This is a genomic window from Frateuria hangzhouensis (assembly GCF_026410505.1).
Taxonomy (GTDB): domain Bacteria; phylum Pseudomonadota; class Gammaproteobacteria; order Xanthomonadales; family Rhodanobacteraceae; genus Frateuria_A; species Frateuria_A hangzhouensis.
Genome location: NZ_JAPMIU010000012.1, coordinates 1 through 24,562, shown reverse-complemented (window position 1 = coordinate 24,562; position 24,562 = coordinate 1). Strand labels below are relative to the sequence as shown.

The following is a 24,562-nucleotide window of genomic DNA, read 5'->3' as shown; positions in this document are numbered from 1 at the left end:
AAAGCGCATCGCCCGCGACGGGGTCCTACGGAGGCAAGGGTTGCCCGTGCAGGACGGATGATCGGTTACCCTTCGTTGACTGCCAGCGGAACACCCATGCCTTTCCAACTGCCCCCCGTTACCCGCAACCTGTTGATCGCCAACGTCGCCGTCTACCTGCTGCAGATGCTGCTGGGCGACGTGCTGGTACTGCATTTCGCGCTGTGGCCCTGGGGGCCTGACCATTTCGCGCAGACGGCCGATGGCCTGGTCGCCGTCGGCTTCCGCCCGTGGCAGCTGGTCAGCTATGCCTTCATGCATGGCGGCACCACGCATATCCTGTTCAACATGCTGGCGCTGTGGATGTTCGGCGGGCCGATCGAGCGGTTGTTCGGCGGGCGCGAGTTTCTGCTGTATTACTTCGTCTGCCTGATCGTGGCGGCGCTGTCGCAGTTGCTGGTGGTGCACTGGTTCACCCACGGCTTCTACCCGACGCTGGGTGCGTCGGGCGCGATCTTCGGCCTGCTGCTGGCGTTCGGCATGATGTATCCGCACGAGAAGATGATGCTGATCTTCCTGCCGGTACCGATGCCGGCCTGGCTGTTCGTGACCGGCTACGCCGTGATCGAGCTGGTGCTGGGCGTGACCGGAACGCAGGCGGGCGTGGCGCATTTTGCCCATCTGGGCGGCATGCTCGGTGGCTACCTGCTGATCGAGTACTGGCGCGGCCGGCTTCCGCTCAAACCCAAGCGCCGCTTGATGCGCTGACCCTTCCTTTTCTCACGGACCCACCATGACCGAGCAATTGCAGCGGCAGCTCACGCCGCGCCACATCACCTTCATGGCGCTGGGCATGTGCATCGGTGCGGGCCTGTTCCTGGGCTCGGCCAGCACCATCAAGCTGGCCGGTCCGTCGGTGCTCATTGCCTACCTGTTCGGCGGGGCGATGATCTTCGTGATCATGCGCGCGCTGGGCGAGATGGCGGCCTTCGAGCCGGTGGCCGGCTCCTTCAGCGCTTATGCGCACAAGTACCTGGGACCGTTCGCCGGCTACCTCACCGGGTGGAACTACTGGGTGCTGATGATGGGCGTGGGCATCGCCGAGAGCACGGCGGTGGGCATCTACATGAAGGACTGGTACCCGGAGCTGCCGCAGTGGATCTGGGCGTTCGCTTCCGTGGCAATGATCGGCGGACTCAACCTGATGGCGGTGAAGGTCTATGGCGAGCTGGAGTTCTGGTTCGCGCTGATCAAGGTGCTCACCGTGGTGCTGATGATCCTGGGCGGCTTCGGCATCATCTGGCTGGGCTGGGGCAATGGCGGGCAGCCGCTGGGCATCGCCAACCTGTGGACGCACGGTGGCTGGTTCCCCAACGGCTTCACCGGCATGGTGCTGGCGTTGCCGGTGCTGGTGTTCTCCTTCGGCGGCATCGAGACCATCGGCATGGCCGCGGCCGAGGCGGCGCATCCGGAGCGCACCATCCCGCGAGCGGTCAACTCGGTGATCTGGCGCATCCTGATCTTCTACATCGGCTCGCTGTTCGTGATCATGGCGATCTATCCCTGGAACGAGCTGGGCACGCAGGGCAGTCCGTTCGTCACCACGTTCGCCAAGCTGGGCATCTCGCAGGCGGCCGGAGTGATCAACTTCGTGGTGATCACCGCGGCGCTGTCGAGCTTCAACTCCACCACTTTCAGCGGCAGCCGCATGCTGCACAGCCTGGCCAGCAAGGGCCAGGCGCCCGCCGCGATGGGTCGCCTGAACACGAGCGGCGTGCCGGTGCGCGGCGTGCTGGTGACGATCGGCTTTCTGTTGTTGGGCGTGCTGATGAACTACCTGGTGCCCGAACGCATCTTCGGCATGGTCATGTCGATCCTGGCGTTCAACACCGTGTGGACCTGGGGCACCGTGCTGGTGGCGCACTGGCGCTTCCGCCGGCAGCAAACCGAGCTACTGCCATTCCGCCTGCGACTGTGGCCGCTCTCCAGCGTCCTGGCGCTGGCCTTCCTGGCGTTCGTGCTGGTGATGCTCGGCTACAGCCCCGACACGCGCGTGGCGCTGTACGTCGGCGTGGCCTGGGTGGCGGTGCTGACCGTGGCGTACTGGGGATTCGGCGTCCATCGGCGGATGCGCTCGACGCTCGTGGCTGCGTAGCAAGCGGGTTTGCGGGAGCGCCAAACGTAGGCTGGACTTCAGCCCACCGGCAAGTTTGCGGGGCGATCCAAAGGTGGGCTGAAGCCCACCCTACGTTCCAGCAGTGCGAAGTCCACCGCCGCGGCGGCGTGCAATGCCGCGGTGTCGAAGACAGGCACGCCCGCTTCGGCATCGCCCAGCAGCAGGCCCAGTTCGGTGCAGCCCAGGATGGCGCCCTGGGCGCCGGCGCGGACGCCGTCGGCAATGAGCTGCAGCAGGTATTGCCTGGCCTGCGGGTGGAACTGGCCAGCGCAGAGCTCTTCATAGATCACCCGGTGCAGTTCGGCGCGCTGCGACGGTTCGGGCACCAGGCAGCGAACGGCGTGATCGCGCCGCATGCGTTCGCGAAAGAACGGCTGCTCCATGGTGAATGCGGTGCCGAGCAGCAGCACCGTGTCCAGCCCCAGGGCGTGGATCGCCCGGCCGGTAGCGTCCACGATATGCAGCAGCGGCAGTGCCGTCGCTGCCGCCACGGTGTCAGCCACGATGTGCATGGTATTGGCGCTGATCAGGATGCAATCGGCGCCGCCGGCTTGCAGGCGGCGCGCGGATTCGGCCAGCAATGCGCCGGCGCCATCCCAGTCGCCGGCGCGCTGGCAGGCGGCGATGACCGAGAAGTCCAGGCTGTCCAGCAGCAGACGCGCCGAATGCAGTGGGCCGAGGCGGTCGCGCACACCGCGGTTGATCAGACGGTAGTACTCCACCGTCGATTCCCAGCTCATGCCGCCGATCAGGCCGATAGTGCGCATGCCGTTTCCTTCGCGATGGAGGCCTGGTATGGACCCACGTGGGCGCTCGCCTCAACGGCCCGCGCCGTACGGTTGCCGTGGGGTGGGCTTCGGCCCACCGGGATCTGCGGCGGTGTGTGGGGCTGAATCCCACCCTGCGTGTCAACGCAGGGCGAGGAAGTCGGGACTGGCGACGAAGCGGACGGCGTCCAGGCGCAGGCGCGATTGCGGCAGGGCGGTGAGCAGGGCCTGGCGTTCGGCTTCCAGGGTGGCGATTTCGGCGGAGCTGATCGAGGGGTTGACCGCGCGCAGCGCGCGCAGGCGCGACAGTTCCGCATCCAGCGTGGCGGTGGCCTGGGCGAGCGCGTCGGCGATGTGTTCCTGCGCGCGCTGGCTGGCGATCGCCTCGGCTTTTTCCAGCATCGGCGGCACCAGCTTGGACAGGAACTTGCGGTAGCGCGCCACCTCGATGTTGCGGTCGGCGGCCTTGCGCACGGCCGCTTCGCTGGGCTCGAAGCCGGCGCGCTCGGCCAGGCGGGTATCGATGGTCACCACCAGCGGCAAGGTGGGCAGGAAGCGTTCGGCATCCAGCGCGCGATCGGCCACGCACTCGAGCAGGAACACCGCCTGCAGCAGAGCGCTGCGCGGCGGCAGTGCGTCGTCGACCATGAAGGCGGCGTTGCCCTGCTCGCCGGACAGCGCCAGGTCCAGCGCGCCCAGCACCAGCGGATGGTCGAAGCGAAGCAGTGGCAGGTCCTCGCGGGCCAGCGCCACGTCGCGGGCGAAGGTGGCCGAGATCGGGCCTTCGGCGAAGCCGGGCAGGGCGTCGGTGGACAGGTACTGCGGATCGAGCAGCAGCACCTGGCCGCCGAGCTCCTCCGGGTGGATGCCGAAGGCTTCGAGCAGGCGCTGCACGTAGGCGTCCCGTGCCGGGTCGATATCTTCGCGGCGGAACGCCTGACCCAGTTCGTCGGCGTGCGGGTCGCGGCTGGCGGCCAGCTCCAGCAGGTGGTCGCGGCCGGCGCGGATCAACGCGGCCAGCTCCTCGTGGGTGGCGCGGGTGTCGGCGATCAACGCGTCCAGTTCCTGGTCGCGGCCGTCCGCGTTGCGGGCGTGCTCCGCGGCCAGCTCGACCAGCGGCTCGGCGAAACGGCGCAGCAGTTCGCGGCCGTCGGCGGGACTGGAGCGGAACGCGTCGATGCCCTCGTCGTACCAGCGTGCCAGTACGTGCTGCGCGCTGTCCTCGACGGCCAGAATGTGGATGGCGATGTCGTGGGCCTGGCCGATGCGGTCCAGGCGGCCGATGCGCTGTTCGAGCAGGTCCGGATCCAGCGGCAGGTCCCACAGGACCAACCGGTGCGCGAACTGGAAGTTGCGGCCTTCCGAGCCGATTTCCGAGCACAGCAGCAGGCGCGCGCCGTCGCGCTGGGCGAAGTAGGCGGCGTTGCGATCGCGCTGCACGATGCCCAGGCCTTCGTGGAAGCGCGCGATGCCGGCGCCGGTGCGCGTGCGCAGTGCTTCTTCCAGCGCCAGCACCTTGGCCTGGCTGCGGCAGATCAGCAGGAACTTGTCCTGCGGGTGCGCCTCGAGCAGGTCGACCAGTGCGTCCAGGCGCGGGTCGCTGGCGTAGTCCAGCTCCAGTGCCGGCGGGGGTTGCTGGATGTCGGCGTGGAATTCGGCCAGCAGAGTCTGGCGGGCGTTCTCGTCCAGCGTGTCGGCATCGATCAGCTGCCATTCGGGCACCCGATGCGGGAAGCCGCCGATCCCGGCGCGGCGGTTGCGGAACATCGCGCGGCCGGTGCCGTGGCGGTCGATCAGCGCATCGAGCAGTTCGCGCGCGGCGGCTGGGCGGGTGGCGTCTTCGAGCAGCGCGAGCAGCGCCGCATCGCCGGCGAAGACCTCGCGCAGTGCGATCACCTGCGCGTCGTCGAGCGGCTCGCCCGACTGCAGGCGGTCGGCGATCGGCGAGAGCGCCTGGAAGCCTTCGGCCTCGGACAGATAGACGTCCAGATCGTGGTAGCGCTGCGGATCGAGCAGGCGCAAGCGGGCGAAGTGTCCGCTGCGGCCGAGTTGCTCGGGCGTGGCGGTGAGCAGGATCACGCCCGGGGTCGTGGCCGCCAGTTGCTCGACCAGCGTGTATCGCGGGCTGGCTTGTTCGGGCGTCCATGCCAGGTGGTGTGCTTCGTCGACGATCAGCAGGTCCCAGTTCGTCTCCTGCAGTTGCCGCGCGCGCTTGGGGTTTTCTTCCAGGAAGCGGAAGTCGGCGATGACCAGTTGCTCGTCGTCGAACGGGTTGAGCCCGTCGCCGGACTGCTCCAGCGCCTCGCAGCGTTCCTCGTCGTAAATGGCGAAGCTCAGGTTGAAGCGGCGCAGCAGTTCGACGAACCACTGGTAGACCAGCGTGTCGGGCAGCAGCACCAGCACGCGGGAGGCGCGACCGGTGGCGAGCTGGCGGGCCAGGATCATGCCCGCTTCGATGGTCTTGCCCAGACCCACCTCGTCGGCCAGCAGCACGCGGGGGGGCCGGCGCGAGGAGGCGATGCCGGCCACGCGCAGCTGGTGCGGCACCAGCCCGATGCGGGAGGCGGCCAGGCCCCAGGTCGGCGAGCGGCGCGCCTCGGCGCGGCGGCGCAGGCCCTCCAGGCGCAGGTCGAACTGCGCGACCGGGTCCGTGCGGCCGCCGACCAGGCGGTCGTCGGCCTGGCTCACGCTCTGTTCGTCGTCGAGCTGGCCTTCGTGCAGCTCGCGGCCTTCGCCGCGGTAGATCAGCAGGTCTTCCTTGATCTCCACCCGTTCGACCAAAAATGCCACACCCTTGCCCGCCACGCGTTGGCCGGCGCGGAACTCGGCGCGCACCAGCGGGGCCGAGTCGGCCGCGTAGGGGCGCAGCACGCCCGCCTTGGCGAACAATACCTGTACGCCGCGACCCTCCACCCGAAGGACGGTGCCCAGACCCAGTTCGGGTTCGGCGGTGGAGATCCAGCGTTGACCAGGTACGAACATCGGGTTGCCGTGTGTTGCATAGAGGGGCGCCGATTATCCGCTCCCGGCGACGCGGAGGGAACCGCTGGGGATGGCGTGTGGCCGTCTGGTTCGGGCGTTCGTTGTGCATGCTCCCCTCCCTGCAATGCAGGGAGAGGGCTGGGGAGAGGTGCTTTTCCAAAGCCGGGACCCCTCCCAACCTCCCCTGCAAGCAGGGGAGGAGCCAATCCGTAGCGTCAGGTTTCCGACCAGCGCCGCAGCAGGTTGTGATAGACGCCGCTGAGGTGCAGCAGTGCGTCGGCATCGGCACCGCTCTGGGTCAGGCGCTGGATCGAGCTGTCCAGTTCCAGCAGCAGCTGGCGCTGGCCATCGTCGCGCACCAGGCTTTGCGCCCACAGGAACGCCGCCACGCGGGCGCCGCGGGTGACCGGCTGCACGCGGTGCAGGCTGCTGGACGGATAGACGATGGCATCGCCGGCCGGCAGCTTCACTTCGTGTTCGCCGTACAGGTCGCTGACGATCAGCTCGCCGCCGTCGTAGTCGTCAGGTTCGCTGAGGAACAGCGTGCAGGAAACATCGCTGCGCAACTGGTTGCCATCGGGCAGCGCCATCACCGCGCCGTCGACGTGGAAGCCGTAGTGGCCGCCGCCCTCGTAGCGGTTGAAGCGCGGCGGCAGGATGCGATGCGGCAGCACCGCGGCGTGCCAGAGCGGATGGTGTGCGAGCGCGGCGAGCACCTCGCGGCCCAGTTCGGCGCGCAGCGGCGAGGCGTCGGGCAGTTGCAGGTTGCGCTTGACCCGGCCGCCCTGCGCGCCGACCGTTTCGCGCCCGTCGGTCCATTCGGCGGCCTGCAGCGCATCGCGCAGGCGCGCGACCTGGCCGCCATCGAGCACTCCGGGGATATGCAGCAGCATCGTTGGCTCCGGCGTGGAAAAGGTGAAGGAGCCGGCCGGCGGATCGCCCGCACGGCCTGGCCCTTCGGGAGACGCTTCAGAAGCGGATGTTGGCCGTCAGCATCGCCGCGCGCGGCGAGCCCGGGGTGTAACGGTAGCCGCTCTTGTTGATGGCCGCGACATAGTCCTCGTCGAACAGGTTGTAGAGGTTGAGCTGCAGGTCGACGTGTTTGTTGACCGGGTAACTGGCCATCGCATCGAAGACCCAGTACGCCTCGGTGTAGGCCGGCGTGCCGAGGGCGCCGTCGTGGCCGCGCTTCATCTGCCCGGCGTAGCGCGCGCCGCCGCCGACGATCAGGCCGAACGGCAGGTGGTAGGTGGTCCAGGCGGTGAAGGCGCTCTTGGGCGTGTAGGCGAGCGCATCGGAGCCGTCATTGGCCACGGGCGTACCGGTGGCCACCTTGGCGTCCATGGTGGTGAAGCCGGCGCTGATGGCCCAGTCGTCGGTCAACTTGCCGACGGCGGTGATCTCCACGCCCTGCACCCGCTTCTTGCCGATCTGGTAGTACACCGAGGTGTCGACCGTATCCTGCACCAATTCGTTGCTCACCGTGGTGCGGTACACGGCGCCGGTGAGTAGCAGGCGGCTGCCGAGCAGGTCCCATTTGGTGCCCAGTTCGACGGTGCGGGCCTTTTGCGGATCGAGATCGGGGTTGTCCAGGCTGTTGGCCGAGCTGCTCAAGGTCAGCGTGTTGCCACCCGGCGGCTGCTGCGATTGCGCGACGTTGGCATAGACGCTGCCGTTGGCGGCCGGCTTGTAGAGCACCCCGAGCTTGTAGTTAGGCAGGTTGCCGCTCGTCTTCGTATTCACGCCGGGCACGATGCTGCTTTCGGGCAGGCCGCCGCAGTCGGGGCCGCGGCGGCCGCCGCAGGCCACCATGCTGGAGAAATCGGTGTTGTAGTGATCCAGGCGTACGCCGGCGTTGACCTGCCAGCGGGCGCCGAATTTCAGCGTATCGAAGATGTAGGCCGCGACGGTGTCGGTCTTGCCCGAACTGTTGGCGCCGGTGCGGCCGTAGGCCAGCCCGCCGACGCGCGGATCGGGGTGGTACAGGTCGGCCGCCGGCCAGGCCGAATCGCCGATGGCGCCCATGCCTACCGCGCTTGCCTTCTCCTGCGACAGCTCGAGACCTGCGCTGATCGCCTGGATCACCGCGCCCGATTCGATCAGCGCGGTGAGGTTGGTCTGGTTCGCCAGGATGCGGTTCGACTGGTGCTTGAAGGTGGGGTTGCTGCGCGCCACGGTCCAAGACGAAGGGTCGGCCGGGTCGGGCGTGGCCAGGTTGGCGGCGCTGGCCATGAACGAGGTCAGCAGGTATTCCTGGTGCGTGCGGCCCCAGCGCGTGGTGTTGTGCAGGGCCACGTCGGGCGAGAAATCATGCTCGACGATCGCGGTGAACATGTCCGCGGTGGCGTCGTCGTGGTCCTGCGCGGTGCCGTAGAAGTTGCTCGCATCGACCATGGGCGCGTCCGCAATGAACGGGCGCTGCGGGTCGGGGCTGCTGTAGCCGGGCAGGCCGATCGTCGAGACGCCGCCATCGGGCACGTTGGCCTGCTTGACGTGCAACGCATCGAGGTAGACGCGGGTGGGCGTGCCCAGGCCGAAGGCCAGCGAGGGGGCGAGGCCCCAGCGATCGTTCTGCACTTCGTCGCGGCCGGCCACGCCACTGTCCTGGCCCATCACGTTGAGTCGGAAGGCGGACGTCTTGCCGAGCTGCTGGTTCCAGTCGGCGGTGGCGCGCTGGTGCCGGCCGCTGCCGTAGGACACCGAGGCGCTCAGGCCGTGACCCAGTTGCGGCTGCTTGCTCACCATGTTGATTGCGCCAGTGGGCGCCGTGCGGCCGTATTCGGTGCCGTCCGGGCCCTTGGTCACTTCCACCTGCTCGACGTTGAACACGTCGCGCGAGATCGAACCCAGGTCGCGCACGCCATCGACGAAGATGCTGCCGGAGGTGTCGAAGCCGCGCATGTAGATCGCGTCGCCCGTGCTGGTCGAGCCGTTCTCGCCAACGTAGAAGGTGCCCACGCCCGGGCTGTTGCGCAGCGCTTCGGTCAGTGTGGTGGCGCCCTGCTGCCCGATCAGTTCCCTGCTGATGATGCTGATGGTCTGGGGCGTATCCAGCAGGGGCTGGGTGAATTTGGGCGAGGCGACCTGGTCGACGCGGTAGTCGCTGCCGGCCGTCGCTTCCACGTGCACGCCTGGCAGGGTCCTGGCCTGGGCAACCTGCGGCACGTCGGCGGCAGCGGCGCCGAGCGATACGCCGAGCAGGCTGGCCGCCATCATGGTCGGTGCCAGGCGGGACGGAACAGGGTGCTTGCGGCTGGTGATGAAAGCCATGCGGAATCCTTCGAGGCTGTTTATCGGAACCGAGCGCTGGTGGCGGAGCGGAGTCGACCGCGAGGGCTGCAGCGGGAAGTTCGAGAATCTAATCTAAATAATAATGATTCGCAATAACTATTGAGTGGCGAGGTGGGGACGTGTCGGCAGACTCGGTGGCGGGGCCGGATCGTTTGGTAGCCGGCAAGGCGGGGCGGCATCCGTCTGGACCCTTACACGCGCCGAGATTGGCCTTTCGCTAGCGCGATCCCTTGTAGGAGCGCACCCTGTGCGCGACCGCCATGCCACACTCGGTGCCGCGCAGTCGCGCACAGGGTGTGCTCCTACAGGACGGTCGCGTACCGGGGAGCATCGACTGTTCCGGGCCATCCGTGCGAAGGACAAAAAAAACGGGCCGCGCGGGGCGGCCCGTTTATCGACCGCGCGAGGCGGGTCAGAACTTCACGCTGGCCTGCACGTAGGTGAAGCGGCTGGGCAGGTCGTAGGTGGAGGCGTCGTAGCCGTTCAGCGAGCAGGACACGCAGATCGGTGGTTCCTTGTTGAACAGGTTGTTGATGCCGGCGGTGAGGGTCAGGTCCAGTGCCGTGGGTAGCTTCCAGCTGGCGCGCAGGTCGCTGAAGGTCACCGACGGCAGGTAGTGCGTGCCGTTGGGGCGGTTCGGTGCGACCTCGTCCGGGTGGTTGCAGATCGGGAAGCCGGCGGCGCCGGCGCAATCCTCACGCAGGCCGCTGATGTAGCGCAGCGTGTAGTCCACGCTCCAGCCACCCATGCTCCAGCCCAGGCCGACGTTGGAGGTCAGCCGCGGGATGGCGCTGTCGGTGACCTCCAGACCGACCGTGCGCGGCTCCTGCGCACCGGATTCGCTGCGTGCCACGTAGCTGGCCACGTACGTGCTGCTCCAGTTCGCCCGGAACTGACCGATGTCGCTTTCCGGCCCGCGCCAGGCGACGCTGAAGTCGTAGCCGTCGGTGTGGATGGTGCCCAGGTTCTGCAGCGTATTGTCGAACGCGTCGATGGTGCCGGTGGCGTTGCGGTGGATGCCGGTGCAGAACTCCGACGCCAGGTCGGCGCTGGCCACGCAGCGGTTGAGCTGGGTCTGTGCGTCGGGTGCCTGGATGGCGTCGTCGAGGTCGATGCGGTAATAGCCGAGCGTGAAGTCCAGCTTGCTCGACCACGCCGTGTCCATCGCCCAGCCCGGGCTGTATACCGCGCCCCAGGTCAGGCTGCGCGAGGTTTCCGGATCGAGCGTCTCGCTGCCGCCGGTGCGCACCGAGATCTGCGAGTTCGGCTGCGAATAGCCCGCTGGCACCCCCAGTGTCGCGCAGTTGGCGGCGGTGGTGGCGTCGCCGATCGGCGCCGAGCAGGGATCCTGCAGGGTGGCGTCGAAGCGCGCCGGCGAGCCGAACACCTCGCCGATGGTCGGTGCGCGGAAGCCCTCGGCCCAGGTGCCGCGCAGGGTGAGGTCGTCGAACACCTGCCAGCGCAGGCCGAACTTGTTGTTGACGGTGCCGCCGAAGGTCGAATAGTCCGAATAGCGCGTGGCAGCGGACAGGTCCAGCGCCTTGAAGCCGGGCATGTCCTTCAGCAGCGGCGCGTTGAGTTCCAGGTAGTACTCGTTGATCGAGTAACTGCCGGAGGTCGGCAGCGAGGGCACGCCGTTGGTCTCGCCGGCGACCACCACCGCGTCGGGCTGGTAGGAGCCGCTGTAGCGGCGGTGCTCGTAGCCGGTGGCGAAGGCCAGCGGGCCGGCCGGCAGGTCGACGATCGCGCCGGACAGGTTGGCCGTCCACAGGTTGATCTTGTTGTCGCTGGTGTCGTGCTCGATGTACTGGATGTACTGCAGCATCTCCGGCGTGATCGTGCCCGGGCCGCCGAAGATGTTCAGCGGCACGCAGGGGCCGGTGCAGTCGGCCACCGGGCCCAGCGCGCGCTGGATGTGCGCGATGTTGTAGGTGCCGGTGACTGTCTGCGAGGCCTTGTTGTTGCCGTTGGCGTAGTTCACGTCCCAGTAGAAGTCGTGGTCGCCCACGCCGAAGGAGCCTTCCAGGCCGGTGCCGAAGTAGAAGGTATCCACGTCCTGGCTGTAGCGGCGCGGACCGCCCTCGATCGGGCGACGGGCGAACAGCCCGAAGTTGCCGTTGGCCGGATCGGCGTCGAGCGTGTAGCCCAACGGGTTGTAGGGGTTGGTCGCGTCGATGCCGACCGTGTCGGCCAGTCCGCCGGTGCCGGCGCCCGGGCCGAGGAAGATCGGTTCCGGCGCGGCCTGGTTGAGCGAGGTGCGGGTGTTGTACAGGCCGCGCGCGTACCAGGCGATGCTGTCGGTGACCTTGTAGCGGGTCTGCGCGAACACGCCCTTGCGCTCGTTCGGCGTCAGCAGCAGGTTCTGGGTGGCGAAGTTGTAGCGGTCGGCGGTGCTGAAGTCGTGGTAGTCGGCCGGGAAGGAAGGCCGCCCGGCGACCGGCCCGTTCAAGGTCACGTCGTGTTCGACCCCGTCCGGGTCGATGAAGTCGAAGCGACCCGTCGGCGTGCCCGAGCTGCAGTTGGCCAGGCCGGTGCCCGGCACGCATTCGGCACTGGCCTGCGACCAGTCGCTGGACTTGATGCCCTTCTGCTTGAGATAGCTGAAGTCGACGAAGAACTCGAACCGCTCGCCCTTGTTGCCAAAGGAGACGTCGGCATTGGTGGTCTGGCCACCGCTGCGGTTGTTGTAGGTGCCGTAGTACACGTTGGCCGCCGCGCCTTCCTGCGAGCGCTTGGTGATGATGTTGACCACGCCGGCGATCGCGTCGGAGCCATACAGCGACGAGGCGCCGTCCTGCAGGATCTCGATGCGGTCGATGATGCTGGCGGGAATGGTGTTGAGATCGACCGCGGCGGACACGCCCGAGGCCGAGCTCTCGTTCACCCAGCGGATGCCGTCGACCAGCACCAGCACGCGCTTGGCGCCCAGGTTGCGCAGGTCCAGCGTGGCCGAGCCCGAGCCCACGCCGCTGCCGTCCGGCGGAAAGCCGAAGTTGCCGGCCGAGTTGAACTTGGTGTTGAGCGCCGAACCGGAAGAGGACAGCTGCTGCAGGATGTCGCCGATGCTGGTCAGGCCGGTCTTCTCGATGTCGGCCGAGGTGATGGTGACCACGGGCACCTGGGTGGCCATGTCGGCGCCCTTGATGCGCGAGCCGGTCACCTCGATGGTCTCCAGCTTGGTGGCCTGTTGCGGGTTGGCGGTATCGGAGGTGGTGTCCTGCGCGAAGGCTGGCAGGGCAATGGCGGCGATGGCGAGCGCCAGCGCCGACGCAAGCGCGTTGCGACGAGTATTCGGTTTCATTGTTACTCCCCGGCTAAGTTGATTGTTTTGTTCGACCAAACAACTTCGCCTGTCGCCCCCTACGGCAGACGTTGCCGAAGGTAAAGCAATTTCCGGGACGGGCGCCATAGGCCGGACGGACGTCCGGCAGTAGGGGCTCGCCGCGCCGATGGCGCCTGGCCTTTGCAGGGTTGGCCCTGGGTGCGGCCGCGCTGGCGGGTGATCGGGACGCTGTCGGGGCTGGCGGTCGCGCCCAGGGGCGCTCCTACAGGGAACCTCGAATAACTCCCTTCGTGCGACGCTTTTTGCAGGAGCCCATTTGTGGGCGATGCCCTTGCACCTGATTGCACCGCCAAAAGCATCGCCCACAAGTGGGCTCCTACCGTGGGCGTCGGAAGCTTTCGGGGTTTCCGACAGGGGCGCGGCATAAAAAAAAGGCCCCGCCGGGGCGGGGCCTTTTGGCTCGAAGCTGGGCCGATTCCCTCCCCGGAGGGGAGGGAGCGGAATTACCAGATCTTCACCTGCTTGTCGCCGGAGCGGACCATCGGAGCGCCCGGCTTGCACTGGAACGCGGTAGCGAAGGCTTCCATGTTCGACGGGGCGCCGATCGCGCGCAGCGAGGCCGGTGCGTGCGGATCGGTGTTCAGCCGCAGCAGCGCTTCCTTCTCGCGGATGCTGCCGCGCCACACGCGGGCCCAGTTGAGGAAGAACCGCTGGTCCTGGGTGTAGCCATCGATCTTGCCGCCGGCTTCGTCCGGGTTCTGCTTCAGTGCCGCCTGCAGCGCGTCGTAGGCCGCGTTCAGGCCACCCAGGTCGCCGATGTTCTCGCCCAGGGTCAGCTTGCCGTTGACGTGTGCGTCGGGCTTGTCCTTGATGGGCGTGTAGGCGTTGAACTGCGCAATCAGCTTGTCGGCGCGGGCGTCGAACTTGGCGCGGTCTTCCTTGGTCCACCAGTTGACGTTGTTGCCCTGGCCGTCGAACTGGCTGCCCTCGTCGTCGAAGCCGTGGCTGGCCTCGTGGCCGATCACCGCGCCGATGCCGCCGTAGTTGATCGCGTCGTCGCCGTTGGCATAGAAGAACGGCGGCTGCAGGATCGCGGCCGGGAAGTTGATCGTGTTGTCGGTCGGGTTGTAGTACGCATTGACCGTCTGCGGGGTCATGCCCCATTCCTTGCGGTCGGTCGGCTTGCCGATCTTGTTGATGTCGTACTCGTAGTTGTACTTGGCGGCGGCCATCACGTTGCCGTAGTAGTCGCCCGACTTGATGTCCAGGCCGGACCAGTCACGCCACTTTTCCGGGTAGCCGATCTTGGGCAGGAAGGTGTTCCACTTGGCGATGGCCTTGGCCTTGGTTTCCGGGCTCATCCAGTCGAGGTTCTCGATGCGCGCCTTCAGGGCGTTGCGCACGTTGTCGACCAGCACCTGCGCGCGCTCCTTCGCTTCGGGCTTGAACATCTTGTCGACGTAGAGCTCGCCCAGGGCCATGCCCATCGAGTTGTTGACCGCGCCCAGCACACGCTTCCAGCGCGGCTTCTGCTCCGGCTGGCCGGAAAGGGTCTTGCCGTAGAAGTCGAACTTGTTGTCCTGGAAGGCCTTGGTCAGCAGCGGCGAGGCGTCGTCGATGACGTGGAAGCGCAGGTAGGCCTGCCACTGCCCGATCGGCGCCTTGGCCAGCAGCTTGTCGAACTCGGCGAAGAACTTCGGCTGCGACAGCGAGAAGCCCTTGTCGATCTTCACGCCCTGGGCGTCGAAGAACTTCTCCCAGCTGAAGTGCGGGGTGATCTTGTCCGCTTCCTTGACGCTGACGAAGTGGTACTGGTGCTCCGGGGTGCGCAGCTCGACCGGCGCGAACGAGGCGTCGGCCAGCTTGGTCTCGAACGCCAGCACCTGGTCGGCCTGCTTCTTGGCATCGGCCGCGCTCACGCCGGTGAGCTGGAGCGTCTTGGCGATGTAGTCGAGGTAGGCCGCGCGCTTGTCGGCGTGCTTCGGGTCGGTGTAGTAGTCCTTGGTCGGCAGGCCCAGGCCGCTCTGGAAGGCGTAGCCGATCTGCGTTTCGGCATGCTGGAAGTCGGCGCTGGCGCCGAAGGAGAACACCTGCATGTCACCGTTGCTGAAGCTCTTGTTGAGGTACTCGGCCACGTCCTGGCCGTTCTTCAGGCCGGCGATGGCGTCGAGCTTGGGCTTGATCGGGTCGAAGCCCGCCTTCTCGATGGCGGCCTCGTCCATGCCTGCGGAGTACAGGTAGCCGATCTTCTGCTTGATCGAGCCGGCCTGCGCACCTGCCGCGTTCTTGGCAGCGTTCTCGACGATGTCGTGCTGGGTGCTCAGGCTGGCCTCGGCCAACTGGTCGAAGGCGCCCCAACGGGTGCGGTCGGACGGGATCGGGTTGGCGTCGACCCACTTGGCATTGACGAACTGGTTGAAATCCGTGCAGGCCTGGTCCATCGAACCGAGCTCGCTGACGTCGAACACGGTCTTGGGCGCGCCGGCCATCGCGGTCGTGCCGGCGGAGGCGGGCGTTGCCGCGGAGTTCTGGTCGGAGTCGTGCTTGCCGCACGCGGTCAGCGAAAGCGCCAGGCTCACCGCGAGCGCCAGCGGCTTCAGGTACTGCTTGGACATGGGTATCCCTCTGTGTGGTTCGCCCGTGGGCGGTTGCGTTGTCGCCGGCCACGTCCCCTCACGGCGCGGCCACGACCGGCCACGCTAGGCCATGAGTCATGGGCCAGACAGTGTCAAAGGTCAGGGGTGGGGCGAGGGACAAAGGGACTTTCGCGCTTGCGCCGTCGCTACTTGTCCTTCGCCCCCGGCAACCCGGCCAGCGCCTTCCACTGCGCCTCGCTCAACCGCAACACCGGATAGGCGCCCACGTGCTGGGCCGCATACCAGGGCGAGCGCTCGAAGAAGAACATCAGCCGTGCGCGGGGATCGGCAGCGAAAGCGCGGTCCTGCTGCAGCTTTTGCCCGAACGCGGCCTTGAGCGCCGGGTCGGCCGCCAGCATCTGGCGGGCGAGCTTTTCCACCACGCGCGGTTCGCCGTATTCCTTGGGCTCGAAGATGGCATCCAGGTAGCCCCAGCGCAGCAGCGAGTCCGGCGCCTGCGGCTCGAGCAGCTCGATGGCCACGTTGGCGGCGCGCTGGTCCAGCGGCACGATCACCGAGCCGGCCGGCAGGGTCACCTCGCGGGGTACCGGATGGACCTGGACGTCGCGCAACATCAGGTGGCCCTCGAACGGGCGGGTCGCCCAGCGCGGCTGTTCGAGCTGGTACCCCTGCGCGCTGACCCGGGTCGCCTGCGCCAGCCGGCGGTAGGTGATGCCGTGCGCGTCGAGGCGGTCGATCACGACGGTCCATGGCGCCGGGATCGCATAGGCCGCCGGTATGGCAACGGAGACGTCCGGCAGCAGGCCGTTCCAGTTCGGGATGGTGAAGGTGCGCGGCTGGGCGGGGTCGTAGCGGATCCACTCGCTGTCCGAGACCTCGCTGTGGGTAAGCGTGAAGGCATAGCCCTTGAACGCGTACGGCGTGGAGGCCGGGTCAGGCTTGAAGGTGAGCGCCGCCCGCGCGGACGGATCGTGCGCGCGAGCGATGGTGCGGGCATCGGCCGAGGCGGTGGTCCTGGCCAGGGCATCCGGGTGGCTGCCGATGCGCTCGAGCAGCACGTCGACCAGGTCGTATACCGCTCGCACCCGCACCTCGTAGGGCTTGAGCATGTGCGTTTCGATCAGCAGCGCGGGCCGATCCTGCAGCGCGGCGTAGCCGGTGGAGAAGCGCGGGCCGGAGCCGAAGTTGGCGATGCCCTTGCGCGGATCGCGGCCGTCCTTGAATTCCAGGTAGATCGAGGCCAGGTGGCCGCGCGCCTCGTAGTCGGGGATCGCCGTGTCCATCAGCGCGTGCTGCCAGGCGGCCACGCCGGGATCGAGCTTGTGCGGATCCTCGGTGTACCAGGTCAGGTCGTACTGGTAGTCCGCGCCGTCGGTGGTGTGCACGTCGATCAGGAAATCCGGCAGCCAGCGCTGCCAGAGCTTCAGCCAGGCACGCATTTCCGGCGCGTCGGCCTTGACGTAGTCCCGGTTGAGGTTGAGGTACTGCGACTGGCCGCGGAAGCCCATGCTTTGCGGGCCGTTCTGGTTGATCCGGTGATAGGGCGAGGCGTTCTCGTGGCCGTCCACGCTGAACACCGGGATGTACACCAGCACGGCATGATCGAGCAGATGCGGCAGCTTGCCGGTGACGGCGAAATCGCGCAGCAGCATCAGGCCGGCATCCTTGCCTTCGATCTCGCCCGGATGGATGCCCGCCTGCAGCAGCACCACCGGCTTGTGCGCGGCGCGCGCGGCCTCGGGCGAAAAAGCGCCGTCGCCGCTGGCGATCACCACCGTCATCGGCCGGCCTTCGGGCGTGGTGCCGAAGGTGGCCAGCCGGATCTTGTCCGGCGCGGCTTGCTGCAGCCGCTCGAGGTAGCCGAGCGTGTCGGCGTAGCTGGGCGTGGTGCGGAAGTGCGAAGCCTCCGCTGGGGTGGTCCAGTCGGCGGCATGGGCGGCGGTGGCCGAAAGCAGAAGCAGCAGGAGGAAAGTCCAGCGGGGCATGCTTATCCCTATGTAGGAGCGCACTCGTGCGCGAAAGGCCAATGAAGCATCAACGCCGGCGGAGCCGCGCACGGGTGCGCGCGCTCCTACAGCGGCTTGCGGTCGACCGCCGGTAGCGTATCGGGTGCGACCGCGCCACCGGAAATGATGAAGGCCATGCCCTGGTCCATGGTCCAGTCGGTAGGGGTGACCGCGTCCACCGGCAGGGTCAGCAGGAAGCCGCCGGTGGGGTTGGGCGTGGTCGGCACGAACACCGCCGCCATCTCGCGGCCGGAGCGCTCTTCGGTCATCAGCCGCGTGACGAAGCCGATCACCTTGGTACCCGGGTGCGGAAAGTCGACCAGTACCACCCGCTGCACGCCCGAAGGTTTCTGCTGCAGCACCGCCATCAGCTTCTTGGTGCCGCCGTAGATGGTCTGCACCAGCGGGATGCGCTGCAACAGCGTGTCGAATGCATCCAGCAACCGCTGGCCGATCACGCGGCTGGCCAGGAAGCCAAGCAGGTAGAGCGCCAGCAGGGTGATCAGCAGCGCCAGGATCGAGGTCAGCCAGGCATCGCCCAGCGCCGTGGCCGTCTGCGGCGCCACCAGCGCCAGGGCACCGAGCGCGGCGGCCACCATGGGCGCACCGATGCCGGCCAGGAAGCCCAGCACGAGCCGGAACACCGTCCAGGTGACCCACAGCGGGATAAAGGTCAGCAGTCCGGTAATCAGGTAGCGTTTGAGGCGCAGGCGCGGCATGGCGGTTCGCAGGCGGAGGTGCGGCATGCATTGTAGGCCGCACCGCGTGTGTGATTTTTTCCCGCGGGTCGCGAATCATGGGGGAAAGGGATCCCGTCACGCCATGACCGACCGCCACCGACAACGCCAGTTCGAGACGCTGCTGCAGGAACACCGCGGCATCGTGTTCAAGATCGCTCGCGCCTATGCCCGCGGCAGCGCGGATCGTGACGATCTGGCGCAGGAGATCGCGGTGCAGTTGTGGCGCTCCTTCGGCCACTACGACGCCGCGCGCGCGAAATTCTCGACCTGGATGTACCGCGTGGCGCTCAACGTGGCCATCTCGCACGCCCGTCGGGCCAATCGCGGGGAACCCCTGGAGCCGCTCGACGCCGCGCATCTGGAACTGCCCGGCGAAGCGGACGTGGCGCAGCCGGACGAGCGGTTGGCGGCGCTCCATGCCTTCATCGGGCAGCTCGATCCGCTCAATCGCGCGTTGATCCTGCTGTATCTGGAAGATCGCAGCTACGCCGAGATCGCCCAGGTGCTGGGCATCAGCGAAACCAACGTGGCCACGAAGATCGGCCGTATCAAGCAACGGCTGCGCGGCCGGATGGCGCCCGCGGCCACCACCGGAGCGTGATCATGGAACTGGACGAGATGAAGCTGGCCTGGCAACAGCTCAACCAGCGGCTGGATCGGCAACAGGCGCTCAACCTCAGGCTTTACCGCGAGCGGCGGCTGGACAAGCTGCGCCACGGCCTGCGGCCGCTGGTGTGGGGCCAGGCGATCCAGATCGCCTTCGGCGTGCTCTTCATGCTGCTCGGCACGGCCTATTGGGCCGGCCATCTGGAGACACTGCACCGGATCGTGCTGGGCGTGACCGTGCAGGTGTTCGGCATCGTCATGGTCGCGTTCGCCGGCCGCATCCTCCACCTAGTGCTGGAGATCGACTACACCGCGCCGGTGCTCGATATCCAGCGGCGCCTCGCACAGCTGCGTGCATGGCGCGTGCGGATCGAGGCACCGGTGTTCGCGGTAGTCGGCAGCTTCGTGTGGATTCCCCTGCTGCTGATGGAGATCCACTGGGAAATCGGCGTCGATGTCTGGGCCCGCTGGCCCGCCTTCGTGGGCTGGCTGGTGATATGCGGCTGGATTTCGCTGGCGCTGGTACTGATGGTGGTGTTGCTTGCGCACTGGACCGGACGCATGCGCTGGATCACCGACAACGCCGCTGGCAAGGCGGTGCGCAAGGCCGAAGCGGCGCTCGAGGAGATCGCCTGCTTCGAGCGCGATGGGTAGCGTGGGTTTCAGCCCTGGTCGGCGCGCGCCTTGGGCTTGAGTCGCACGTAGAGCTGCTTGCGCACGCGGGCGACGACGTCGCCCGAGGCGGTAGCGACCTCGGTTTCGAACCAGCGCAGCACCTTCTCGCCGCCGGCGGCGGCCGTGCGCAGTTCTTCGACGGTAGCCTCATCGAGGTGGAACGATGCGAAGACGTCTTCGCGGCCGGGTGCCACGAAGTCGATCGCGCCGGCCTTGTCCCACACGTAGTAGTCGCTGCCCAGCTTGTGCATCGCCAGCAGCATCCAGAACGGGTCGGTCATCGAGAACAGGTTGCCGCCGAACTGGCTGCGCACGTAGTTGCGGTTCCACGGGCGCAGCCGCAGCGCCACGCGAGCCTCGCTCCAGTCCTCGGCCAGGTGCAGCACGCGAATGCTGTTGAACAGGAACGGCGGCCAGAGGTTGAGCAGGCGGCGGAAGGTGGCGGGGCGCATGGGTGGGCTTGGCGGGGAAAGCGCCAGTCTAACGTACGCGCGCGTATGGGCGAGACCCCGAAAAACTCCGCTGACCCGGTGCCATCTTTGATCGCGAACCGAACTGGCGGATCGGGACATCACCCGTCCGTTGGAGCCCACTTGTGGGCGATGCATTTGTTCTGGTGCACATCTAAAGCCGGAAGCATCGCCCACAAGTGGGCTCCTACAGGTTTCCCGCACGGCGGGCGGGGCCGGCATCTTCAGCGCGTTTTCGAGGTCCCTGCAGGCACACGCCTCAGGGTCAGAACAGCAGCGAGGCCATGCGGCGGCGGTAGCGGCCGACCAGTTCGGCGTCGTCCAGCGTGGCGAAGGCAGCCAGCAGGCGCTTCTTCGCGGCGCCGTCGCTCCAGTCGCGGGCTTTCTCCAGGATCGCCAGGAACTGGTCCAGCCCGGCGGCCGGATCGTCTTCCAGCAGCAGGCGCACGCCGAGCAGGTCGCGCGCGGCCCAGTCAGCCGGGTCGGCCTGCACGCGCTGGCGCAGTTCGGCCAGCGCGGGCGCGCCTTCCAGCGCGCGGGCCAGGTCCAGCTGGCTGCGCAGGCGCACGGCGCGGGCGTCGGTGGCCAGGTTGGCGGGCAGCGCGTTGAGTTCCGACTCGGCAGCCTCGGCCTGGCCATTGCGCATCAGCGCCAGGGCGAGGTCGAGCTTGAGTTCGGGGCGGTCGGCGTCGGCGGCGATTTCCTGCTGCAGGCGGTTGATCGCCTGCGCGGGGTCTTCCGGCGCGTCCGCTTCCGGCTCGGCCGGTGCATCGCCCTCCAGCGGCTGCACGTGGCGCGACAGGAATTCGCGCAACTGGCCCTCGGGCAGTGCGCCGGCGAAACCATCGAGCAGTTGCCCGTCCTTGACCATCATCACGGTGGGGATGGAGCGGACGCCGAACATCGCGGCCAGCTCCTGGTTGTTGTCCACGTCCACCTTGCCCAGCCGGAACGCGCCGTTGTACTCGGCGGCGAGCTTTTCCAGCATCGGTCCAAGGGTCTTGCAGGGGCCGCACCAGGGCGCCCAGAAATCGACCAGTACCGGCGTGGTCATCGACGCGCGCAGCACCTCGGTTTCGAAGTTGGCCGTGTCGATGTCGAAAACGTGGGCTTGGACGGCGTCGGTCACGGGAGTCTCCTGCAAGGGAACGGTTCAGGTCGGGGCGTCGGCCAGCATATCAAGTGCACCACCCGTCTCGTCGCCGCTTTCCACGCGAGGGAGCGCAGGCGCGGCTGCGAAGATGCAAAGCTTCGCGCTCCCTTGTGTCCAATTTGCGAGAATGAGCCGATGAGTACGCCAGGGCACGGCCTCGCAGGCACCGGCGACGCGGACGACGTCGCGCACGGACAGGTGCGCGCGCCAGCCGCCGCGCTGCTGATCTGCGAGCACTGCGATACGGTCCACCGCAGCCGCCCGCTGGCGCCCGGCGAGGAGATCCGCTGCGTGCGCTGTGGCGCCTTGCTGGCCCGCTGGCACGCGCTCGATGCCGGCGGCATGCTGGCGCTGGTGCTCACTGCGCTGATCGTGTTCGTGATCGCCAACGTCTGGCCGGTGGTGACCCTGGGCCTGGGCGCGCAGCAGAGCAGCGCCACGCTGTGGGGCATGATCCTGACGATGTGGGAGCAGAGCTCGCAGGTGGTCTCGGTGGTTGCGGCGGCCACGCTTTTCTTCTTTCCGCTCAACAAGATGCTGATGCTGGGTTGGGTGTTGCTGTTCGCCCGCGACGGCCGCCGCGCGCCGGGCTTCGCGCCCATCATGCGCACGCTGCACTACCTGCAGCCGTGGACCATGACCGAGGTATTCGTGCTCGGCGCGCTGGTGTCCATCGTCAAGGCGCGCGCGTACTTCGACGTGCAGGCGGACCCGGGCATCTGGGCCTACGGCGTGCTGACGCTGCTGATCACGATCTTTTCCGGCATCGACCTGCGCCGGCTGTGGGACGCGACGGAGCCGGACGCGTGAGCGCCGCCCCGCGCGCGCACGAGCTGGGAATCATCGGCTGCCACGTGTGCGGCCTGGTTTGTCGCGAGCCGGCGGGCGATGATGCTGCCTGCCCGCGCTGCGGCGCGGCGTTGCACCGGCGCAAGCAGGGCAGCCTCGGGCGTACCTGGGCACTGCTGATCGCCGCGTTCATCCTGTACATCCCGGCCAACGTGCTGCCGATCATGCGCACGATGAGCCTGGGCGACGCCGACGACAACACCATCATCAGCGGCGTGGTGGAGCTGTGGGTGAAGGGCTCGCCGAGCCTGGCAGTGATCGTGTTCACCGCCTCGATCGTGGTGCCGATGACCAAGTTCCTGGTGCTGGGCACGCTGCTGGTGACCACCCAGCGCGACAGCGACTGGGCGCTGCGCCAGCGCGCCAAGCTGTATCGCGCGGTCGAGGTGATCGGCTACTGGTCGATGCTGGACGTGTTCGTGGTGGCATTGCTTACCGCGCTGGTGCGCTTCGGCTTCTTCAGCCAGGTCGAGCCGCTGCCCGGCGTGGTGTTCTTCGGCCTGACCGTGATACTTACGATGTTCGCCTCGATGAGTTTCGATCCTCGACTGATGTGGGATGGACCCGACCATGACTGAGCAGACGCCGGGCACCGGACAGGCGCCGCGCGACGACTTGCCCGAACCGGTGGTGCGCAAGCACCGCTTCAGCCTTTCGCTGATCTGGCTGGTGCCGGTGCTGGCGGCACTGGTGGGCCTTTCGCTGGTAGTGCACGCCTGGCTGCAGGCAGGGCCGGACATCAGCATCACCTTCCAGACCGCCGAAGGGCTGGAGGCGGGCAAGACCACGGTCAAGTACAAGAACGTGGTGATCGGCAAGGTCACCGGGCTGGAGCTGTCGGACGACCGCGAGCGGGTGCGGGTAAAGGTGGCGCTCAACAAGAGCGCCGACGGTTTCGCTACCAAGGGCACGCGCTACTGGGTGGTGCGCCCGCGCATCGGGCTGGGCGGGGTGTCTGGCGTCGACACGTTGCTGTCGGGCGCCTTCATCGGCGCCGACGTGGGCGACTCGAAGGAAGAACAGTACGAATTCACCGGCCTGGAGATGCCGCCGGCCGTGTTGAACGGTGCGCCGGGGAAGAGCTTCCAATTGCACACCGACGACCTCGGCTCGCTCGATATCGGCTCGCCGGTCTACTACCGGCGCATCCAGGTGGGCCGCGTGGTGTCCTATACGCTGGACAAGGACGGCAAGGGCGTGTCGCTGCGCATCTTCGTCGACGGGCCGAACGACCGCTTCGTCACCCGGGATACGCGCTTCTGGAACGCCAGCGGCGTGGATGTGTCGCTGGGCGCCAACGGCCTGAAGCTCAACACGCAGTCGCTGGCCACGGTGATCGCCGGCGGCGTCGCCTTCGCCGAGCCGAAGGGGCCGCATGACGATTCGCCCGCTGCCGAGGATGCCGACTTCACGCTGTTCGGCGACGAGGCGACCGCGATGTCGCCGCCGGACGGCCCGCCGCGCTACATCCGCATGCGCTTCAACCAAACGCTGCGCGGGCTGGCGGTCGACGCGCCGGTGGAGTTCCTGGGCATGAACATCGGCCGCGTGGTGTCGATCAACCTCGACTACGACGCGAAGCACGAGCGCTTCCCGGTAACCGTCGGTGCGGTGATCTACCCGCAGCGGCTGGGCCAGGCCTACGACAAGCTGGCCGCGCAGGCCGGCACCAAAGACGGCCGGGTCGACCTGGGCCGCATGTTCGCCCCGCTGGTGGCGCACGGCCTGCGCGCGCAGGCGCGTACCGGCAACCTGCTGACCGGCCAGCTCTACATCGCACTGGACTTCGTGCCCAAGGCGGCAAAGGCCCCGTTCGACATGGAGTCGACGCCGATCGACCTGCCCACCGCGCCCGGCAGCTTCGATAAATTGCAGGAGCAACTGGCCGACATCGTGACCAAGGTGCAGAAGATCCCGTTCGACAGCATCGGCCACAACCTCGACCGGACGCTGGCGGAGCTGGACCGCACACTCGAGCAGGTCAATGGCCAGGTGTTGCCGCAGCTCAGGGGCACGCTCGAAAGTGCGCAGCACACGCTGGGCAGCGCCGGCAACGCACTGTCGGCCGATTCGCCGTTGCAGCAGAACCTGGGCAGCACGCTGGGCGAGCTGCGCCGGATGGCGCGCTCGCTGCGCGCGCTGACCGATTACCTGGGCGTGCATCCGGAGGCGCTGATCCGCGGCCGCCCGGACGACCCGCCGCCACCCGAGCGCGCCCATCCGCCCACCCGGCAAGGGAGCAAGCCATGATCCGCACGCGACACCTGCTGGCCGCCGCGCTGGCGCTGGGACTGGCCGCCTGTGCCTCCGAGCCGGCGCGCTATTACACGTTGATGGCGCCTGCCCGGGCGGGCGTGCCGGTAGCGCCTGCTGCCGGGAGCGCCAACGGGTCCGCGGCGGCGTTCCAGTTCGAGTTGATGCCAGTAGGCATCCCGGCCCAGGTCGACCAGCCGCAACTGGTGATCCGCCAGGGCGGGCAGGGCGTGGCACCGCTCTCGGGCGAACGCTGGATCGCGCCGCTGGCCGACGAGGTCCGCGGCGCGCTGTCGGCCGATCTCGCGCAGGCGCTGCATGCCGCGGACGTGACCGGGCTGGCCAGCGGCGGCAAGCCGCGGTTGCGCATCAAGGTCGACCTGCGTCGCTTCGACTCGGTGCCGGGCGACTACGCGCTGGTCGATGCCGCCTGGAGCGTGCGGCAATTGCAGGGCGAGGCCATGCTCGCCTGCACCAGCCAGGTCCGCGAGCCGGTCGGGGCCGGTTACGGTGCACTGGTCGAGGGCCACCAGCGCGCGCTGGCGGCCCTTGCCGGGCAGATCGCCCGGGTGGCCGGCCCGGTCGCCGCCGGGCAGGCGTCCACGTGCCCGTAATCACATGGACTCGCCCCCGCGCACTTAGGCGTCATGGCGCCAGCGGTGAGATAACGCTTTCACCGTCACATGCGGAGGGCGAGTCATGAGCAAGATTACGACCATTGCAATCGATCTGGCC

At 67.8% G+C, this 24,562-nt stretch carries 18 protein-coding genes; 8 read left to right on the top strand and 10 right to left on the bottom strand.

What is annotated here, in order from left to right:
* Positions 1–96 precede the first annotated feature (96 nt).
* Together OSC30_RS13035 and OSC30_RS13030 are read left to right on the top strand one after the other, a co-directional pair.
* Positions 97–747: a rhomboid family intramembrane serine protease gene (locus OSC30_RS13035; protein WP_267172298.1), complete on the top strand. Its 651-nt coding sequence runs from the start codon at positions 97–99 to the stop codon at positions 745–747.
* Positions 748–772: 25 nt separating this feature from the next.
* A complete protein-coding gene (locus tag OSC30_RS13030) occupies positions 773–2,134 on the top strand; it encodes an amino acid permease (protein WP_267172297.1) in 1,362 nt (453 codons plus the stop codon).
* Positions 2,135–2,172: 38 nt separating this feature from the next.
* On the opposite strand, the gene OSC30_RS13025 is transcribed toward OSC30_RS13030, so the two are convergent.
* The 8 genes from OSC30_RS13025 to OSC30_RS12990 form a co-directional block, all read right to left on the bottom strand.
* Positions 2,173–2,922, bottom strand: coding sequence for an aspartate/glutamate racemase family protein (locus tag OSC30_RS13025; RefSeq protein ID WP_267172296.1), 750 nt, complete (start codon positions 2,920–2,922; stop codon positions 2,173–2,175).
* Between the two features lie 141 nt (positions 2,923–3,063).
* A complete protein-coding gene (rapA, locus tag OSC30_RS13020) occupies positions 3,064–5,904 on the bottom strand; it encodes an RNA polymerase-associated protein RapA (RefSeq protein ID WP_267172295.1) in 2,841 nt (946 codons plus the stop codon).
* Between the two features lie 215 nt (positions 5,905–6,119).
* Positions 6,120–6,797 (bottom strand): Fe2+-dependent dioxygenase, encoded by a 678-nt coding sequence (locus OSC30_RS13015; protein WP_267172294.1) that lies wholly within the window; start codon positions 6,795–6,797, stop codon positions 6,120–6,122.
* A gap of 76 nt (positions 6,798–6,873) precedes the next feature.
* Positions 6,874–9,174, bottom strand: a complete 2,301-nt coding sequence (locus OSC30_RS13010) for a catecholate siderophore receptor Fiu (protein WP_267172293.1) — start codon at positions 9,172–9,174, stop codon at positions 6,874–6,876.
* A 433-nt stretch (positions 9,175–9,607) separates the two neighbouring features.
* Positions 9,608–12,496, bottom strand: a complete 2,889-nt coding sequence (locus OSC30_RS13005) for a TonB-dependent receptor (protein ID WP_267172292.1) — start codon at positions 12,494–12,496, stop codon at positions 9,608–9,610.
* Between the two features lie 485 nt (positions 12,497–12,981).
* A complete protein-coding gene (locus tag OSC30_RS13000) occupies positions 12,982–15,093 on the bottom strand; it encodes a M13 family metallopeptidase (protein WP_267172291.1) in 2,112 nt (703 codons plus the stop codon).
* Positions 15,094–15,260: 167 nt separating this feature from the next.
* The gene (locus OSC30_RS12995) at positions 15,261–17,060 is read right to left on the bottom strand and encodes a M14 family metallopeptidase (protein WP_267172290.1); all 1,800 of its coding nucleotides are present in this window, start codon (positions 17,058–17,060) and stop codon (positions 15,261–15,263) included.
* Positions 17,061–17,146: 86 nt separating this feature from the next.
* Positions 17,147–17,800 carry a DUF502 domain-containing protein gene (locus tag OSC30_RS12990; RefSeq protein ID WP_267172289.1) on the bottom strand — a complete coding sequence of 218 codons (654 nt, stop codon included), beginning with the start codon at positions 17,798–17,800 and terminating at the stop codon, positions 17,147–17,149.
* A 103-nt stretch (positions 17,801–17,903) separates the two neighbouring features.
* Here OSC30_RS12990 and OSC30_RS12985 point away from each other — a divergent pair, with 103 nt between their 5' ends.
* Both OSC30_RS12985 and OSC30_RS12980 read left to right on the top strand, forming a co-directional pair.
* On the top strand, positions 17,904–18,422 hold the full coding sequence (locus OSC30_RS12985) for an RNA polymerase sigma factor (protein WP_267172288.1): 519 nt from the start codon (positions 17,904–17,906) through the stop codon (positions 18,420–18,422).
* 2 nt (positions 18,423–18,424) lie between these two features.
* A complete protein-coding gene (locus OSC30_RS12980; RefSeq protein ID WP_267172287.1) occupies positions 18,425–19,081 on the top strand; it encodes a hypothetical protein in 657 nt (218 codons plus the stop codon).
* Between the two features lie 8 nt (positions 19,082–19,089).
* On the opposite strand, the gene OSC30_RS12975 is transcribed toward OSC30_RS12980, so the two are convergent.
* The gene (locus OSC30_RS12975) at positions 19,090–19,554 is read right to left on the bottom strand and encodes a DUF4442 domain-containing protein (RefSeq protein WP_267172286.1); all 465 of its coding nucleotides are present in this window, start codon (positions 19,552–19,554) and stop codon (positions 19,090–19,092) included.
* Between the two features lie 283 nt (positions 19,555–19,837).
* Positions 19,838–20,701: a thioredoxin gene (gene trxA, locus OSC30_RS12970; protein WP_267172285.1), complete on the bottom strand. Its 864-nt coding sequence runs from the start codon at positions 20,699–20,701 to the stop codon at positions 19,838–19,840.
* 159 nt (positions 20,702–20,860) lie between these two features.
* Between trxA and OSC30_RS12965 the strand changes: the two genes are divergently transcribed.
* The 4 genes from OSC30_RS12965 to OSC30_RS12950 are packed head-to-tail and all read left to right on the top strand — an operon-like array spanning position 20,861 to position 24,441.
* Positions 20,861–21,535 carry a paraquat-inducible protein A gene (locus OSC30_RS12965; RefSeq protein WP_267172284.1) on the top strand — a complete coding sequence of 225 codons (675 nt, stop codon included), beginning with the start codon at positions 20,861–20,863 and terminating at the stop codon, positions 21,533–21,535.
* On the top strand, positions 21,532–22,152 hold the full coding sequence (locus OSC30_RS12960) for a paraquat-inducible protein A (RefSeq protein ID WP_267172283.1): 621 nt from the start codon (positions 21,532–21,534) through the stop codon (positions 22,150–22,152). Before OSC30_RS12965 ends, OSC30_RS12960 begins: the two co-directional genes overlap by 4 nt.
* Complete coding sequence (locus tag OSC30_RS12955; RefSeq protein ID WP_267172282.1) at positions 22,145–23,824, top strand: PqiB family protein; 1,680 nt, start codon at positions 22,145–22,147, stop codon at positions 23,822–23,824. The genes OSC30_RS12960 and OSC30_RS12955 overlap by 8 nt, the downstream gene beginning before the upstream one ends.
* Positions 23,821–24,441 (top strand): PqiC family protein, encoded by a 621-nt coding sequence (locus tag OSC30_RS12950; RefSeq protein ID WP_267172281.1) that lies wholly within the window; start codon positions 23,821–23,823, stop codon positions 24,439–24,441. Before OSC30_RS12955 ends, OSC30_RS12950 begins: the two co-directional genes overlap by 4 nt.
* The last annotated feature ends 121 nt before the right edge of the window (positions 24,442–24,562 follow it).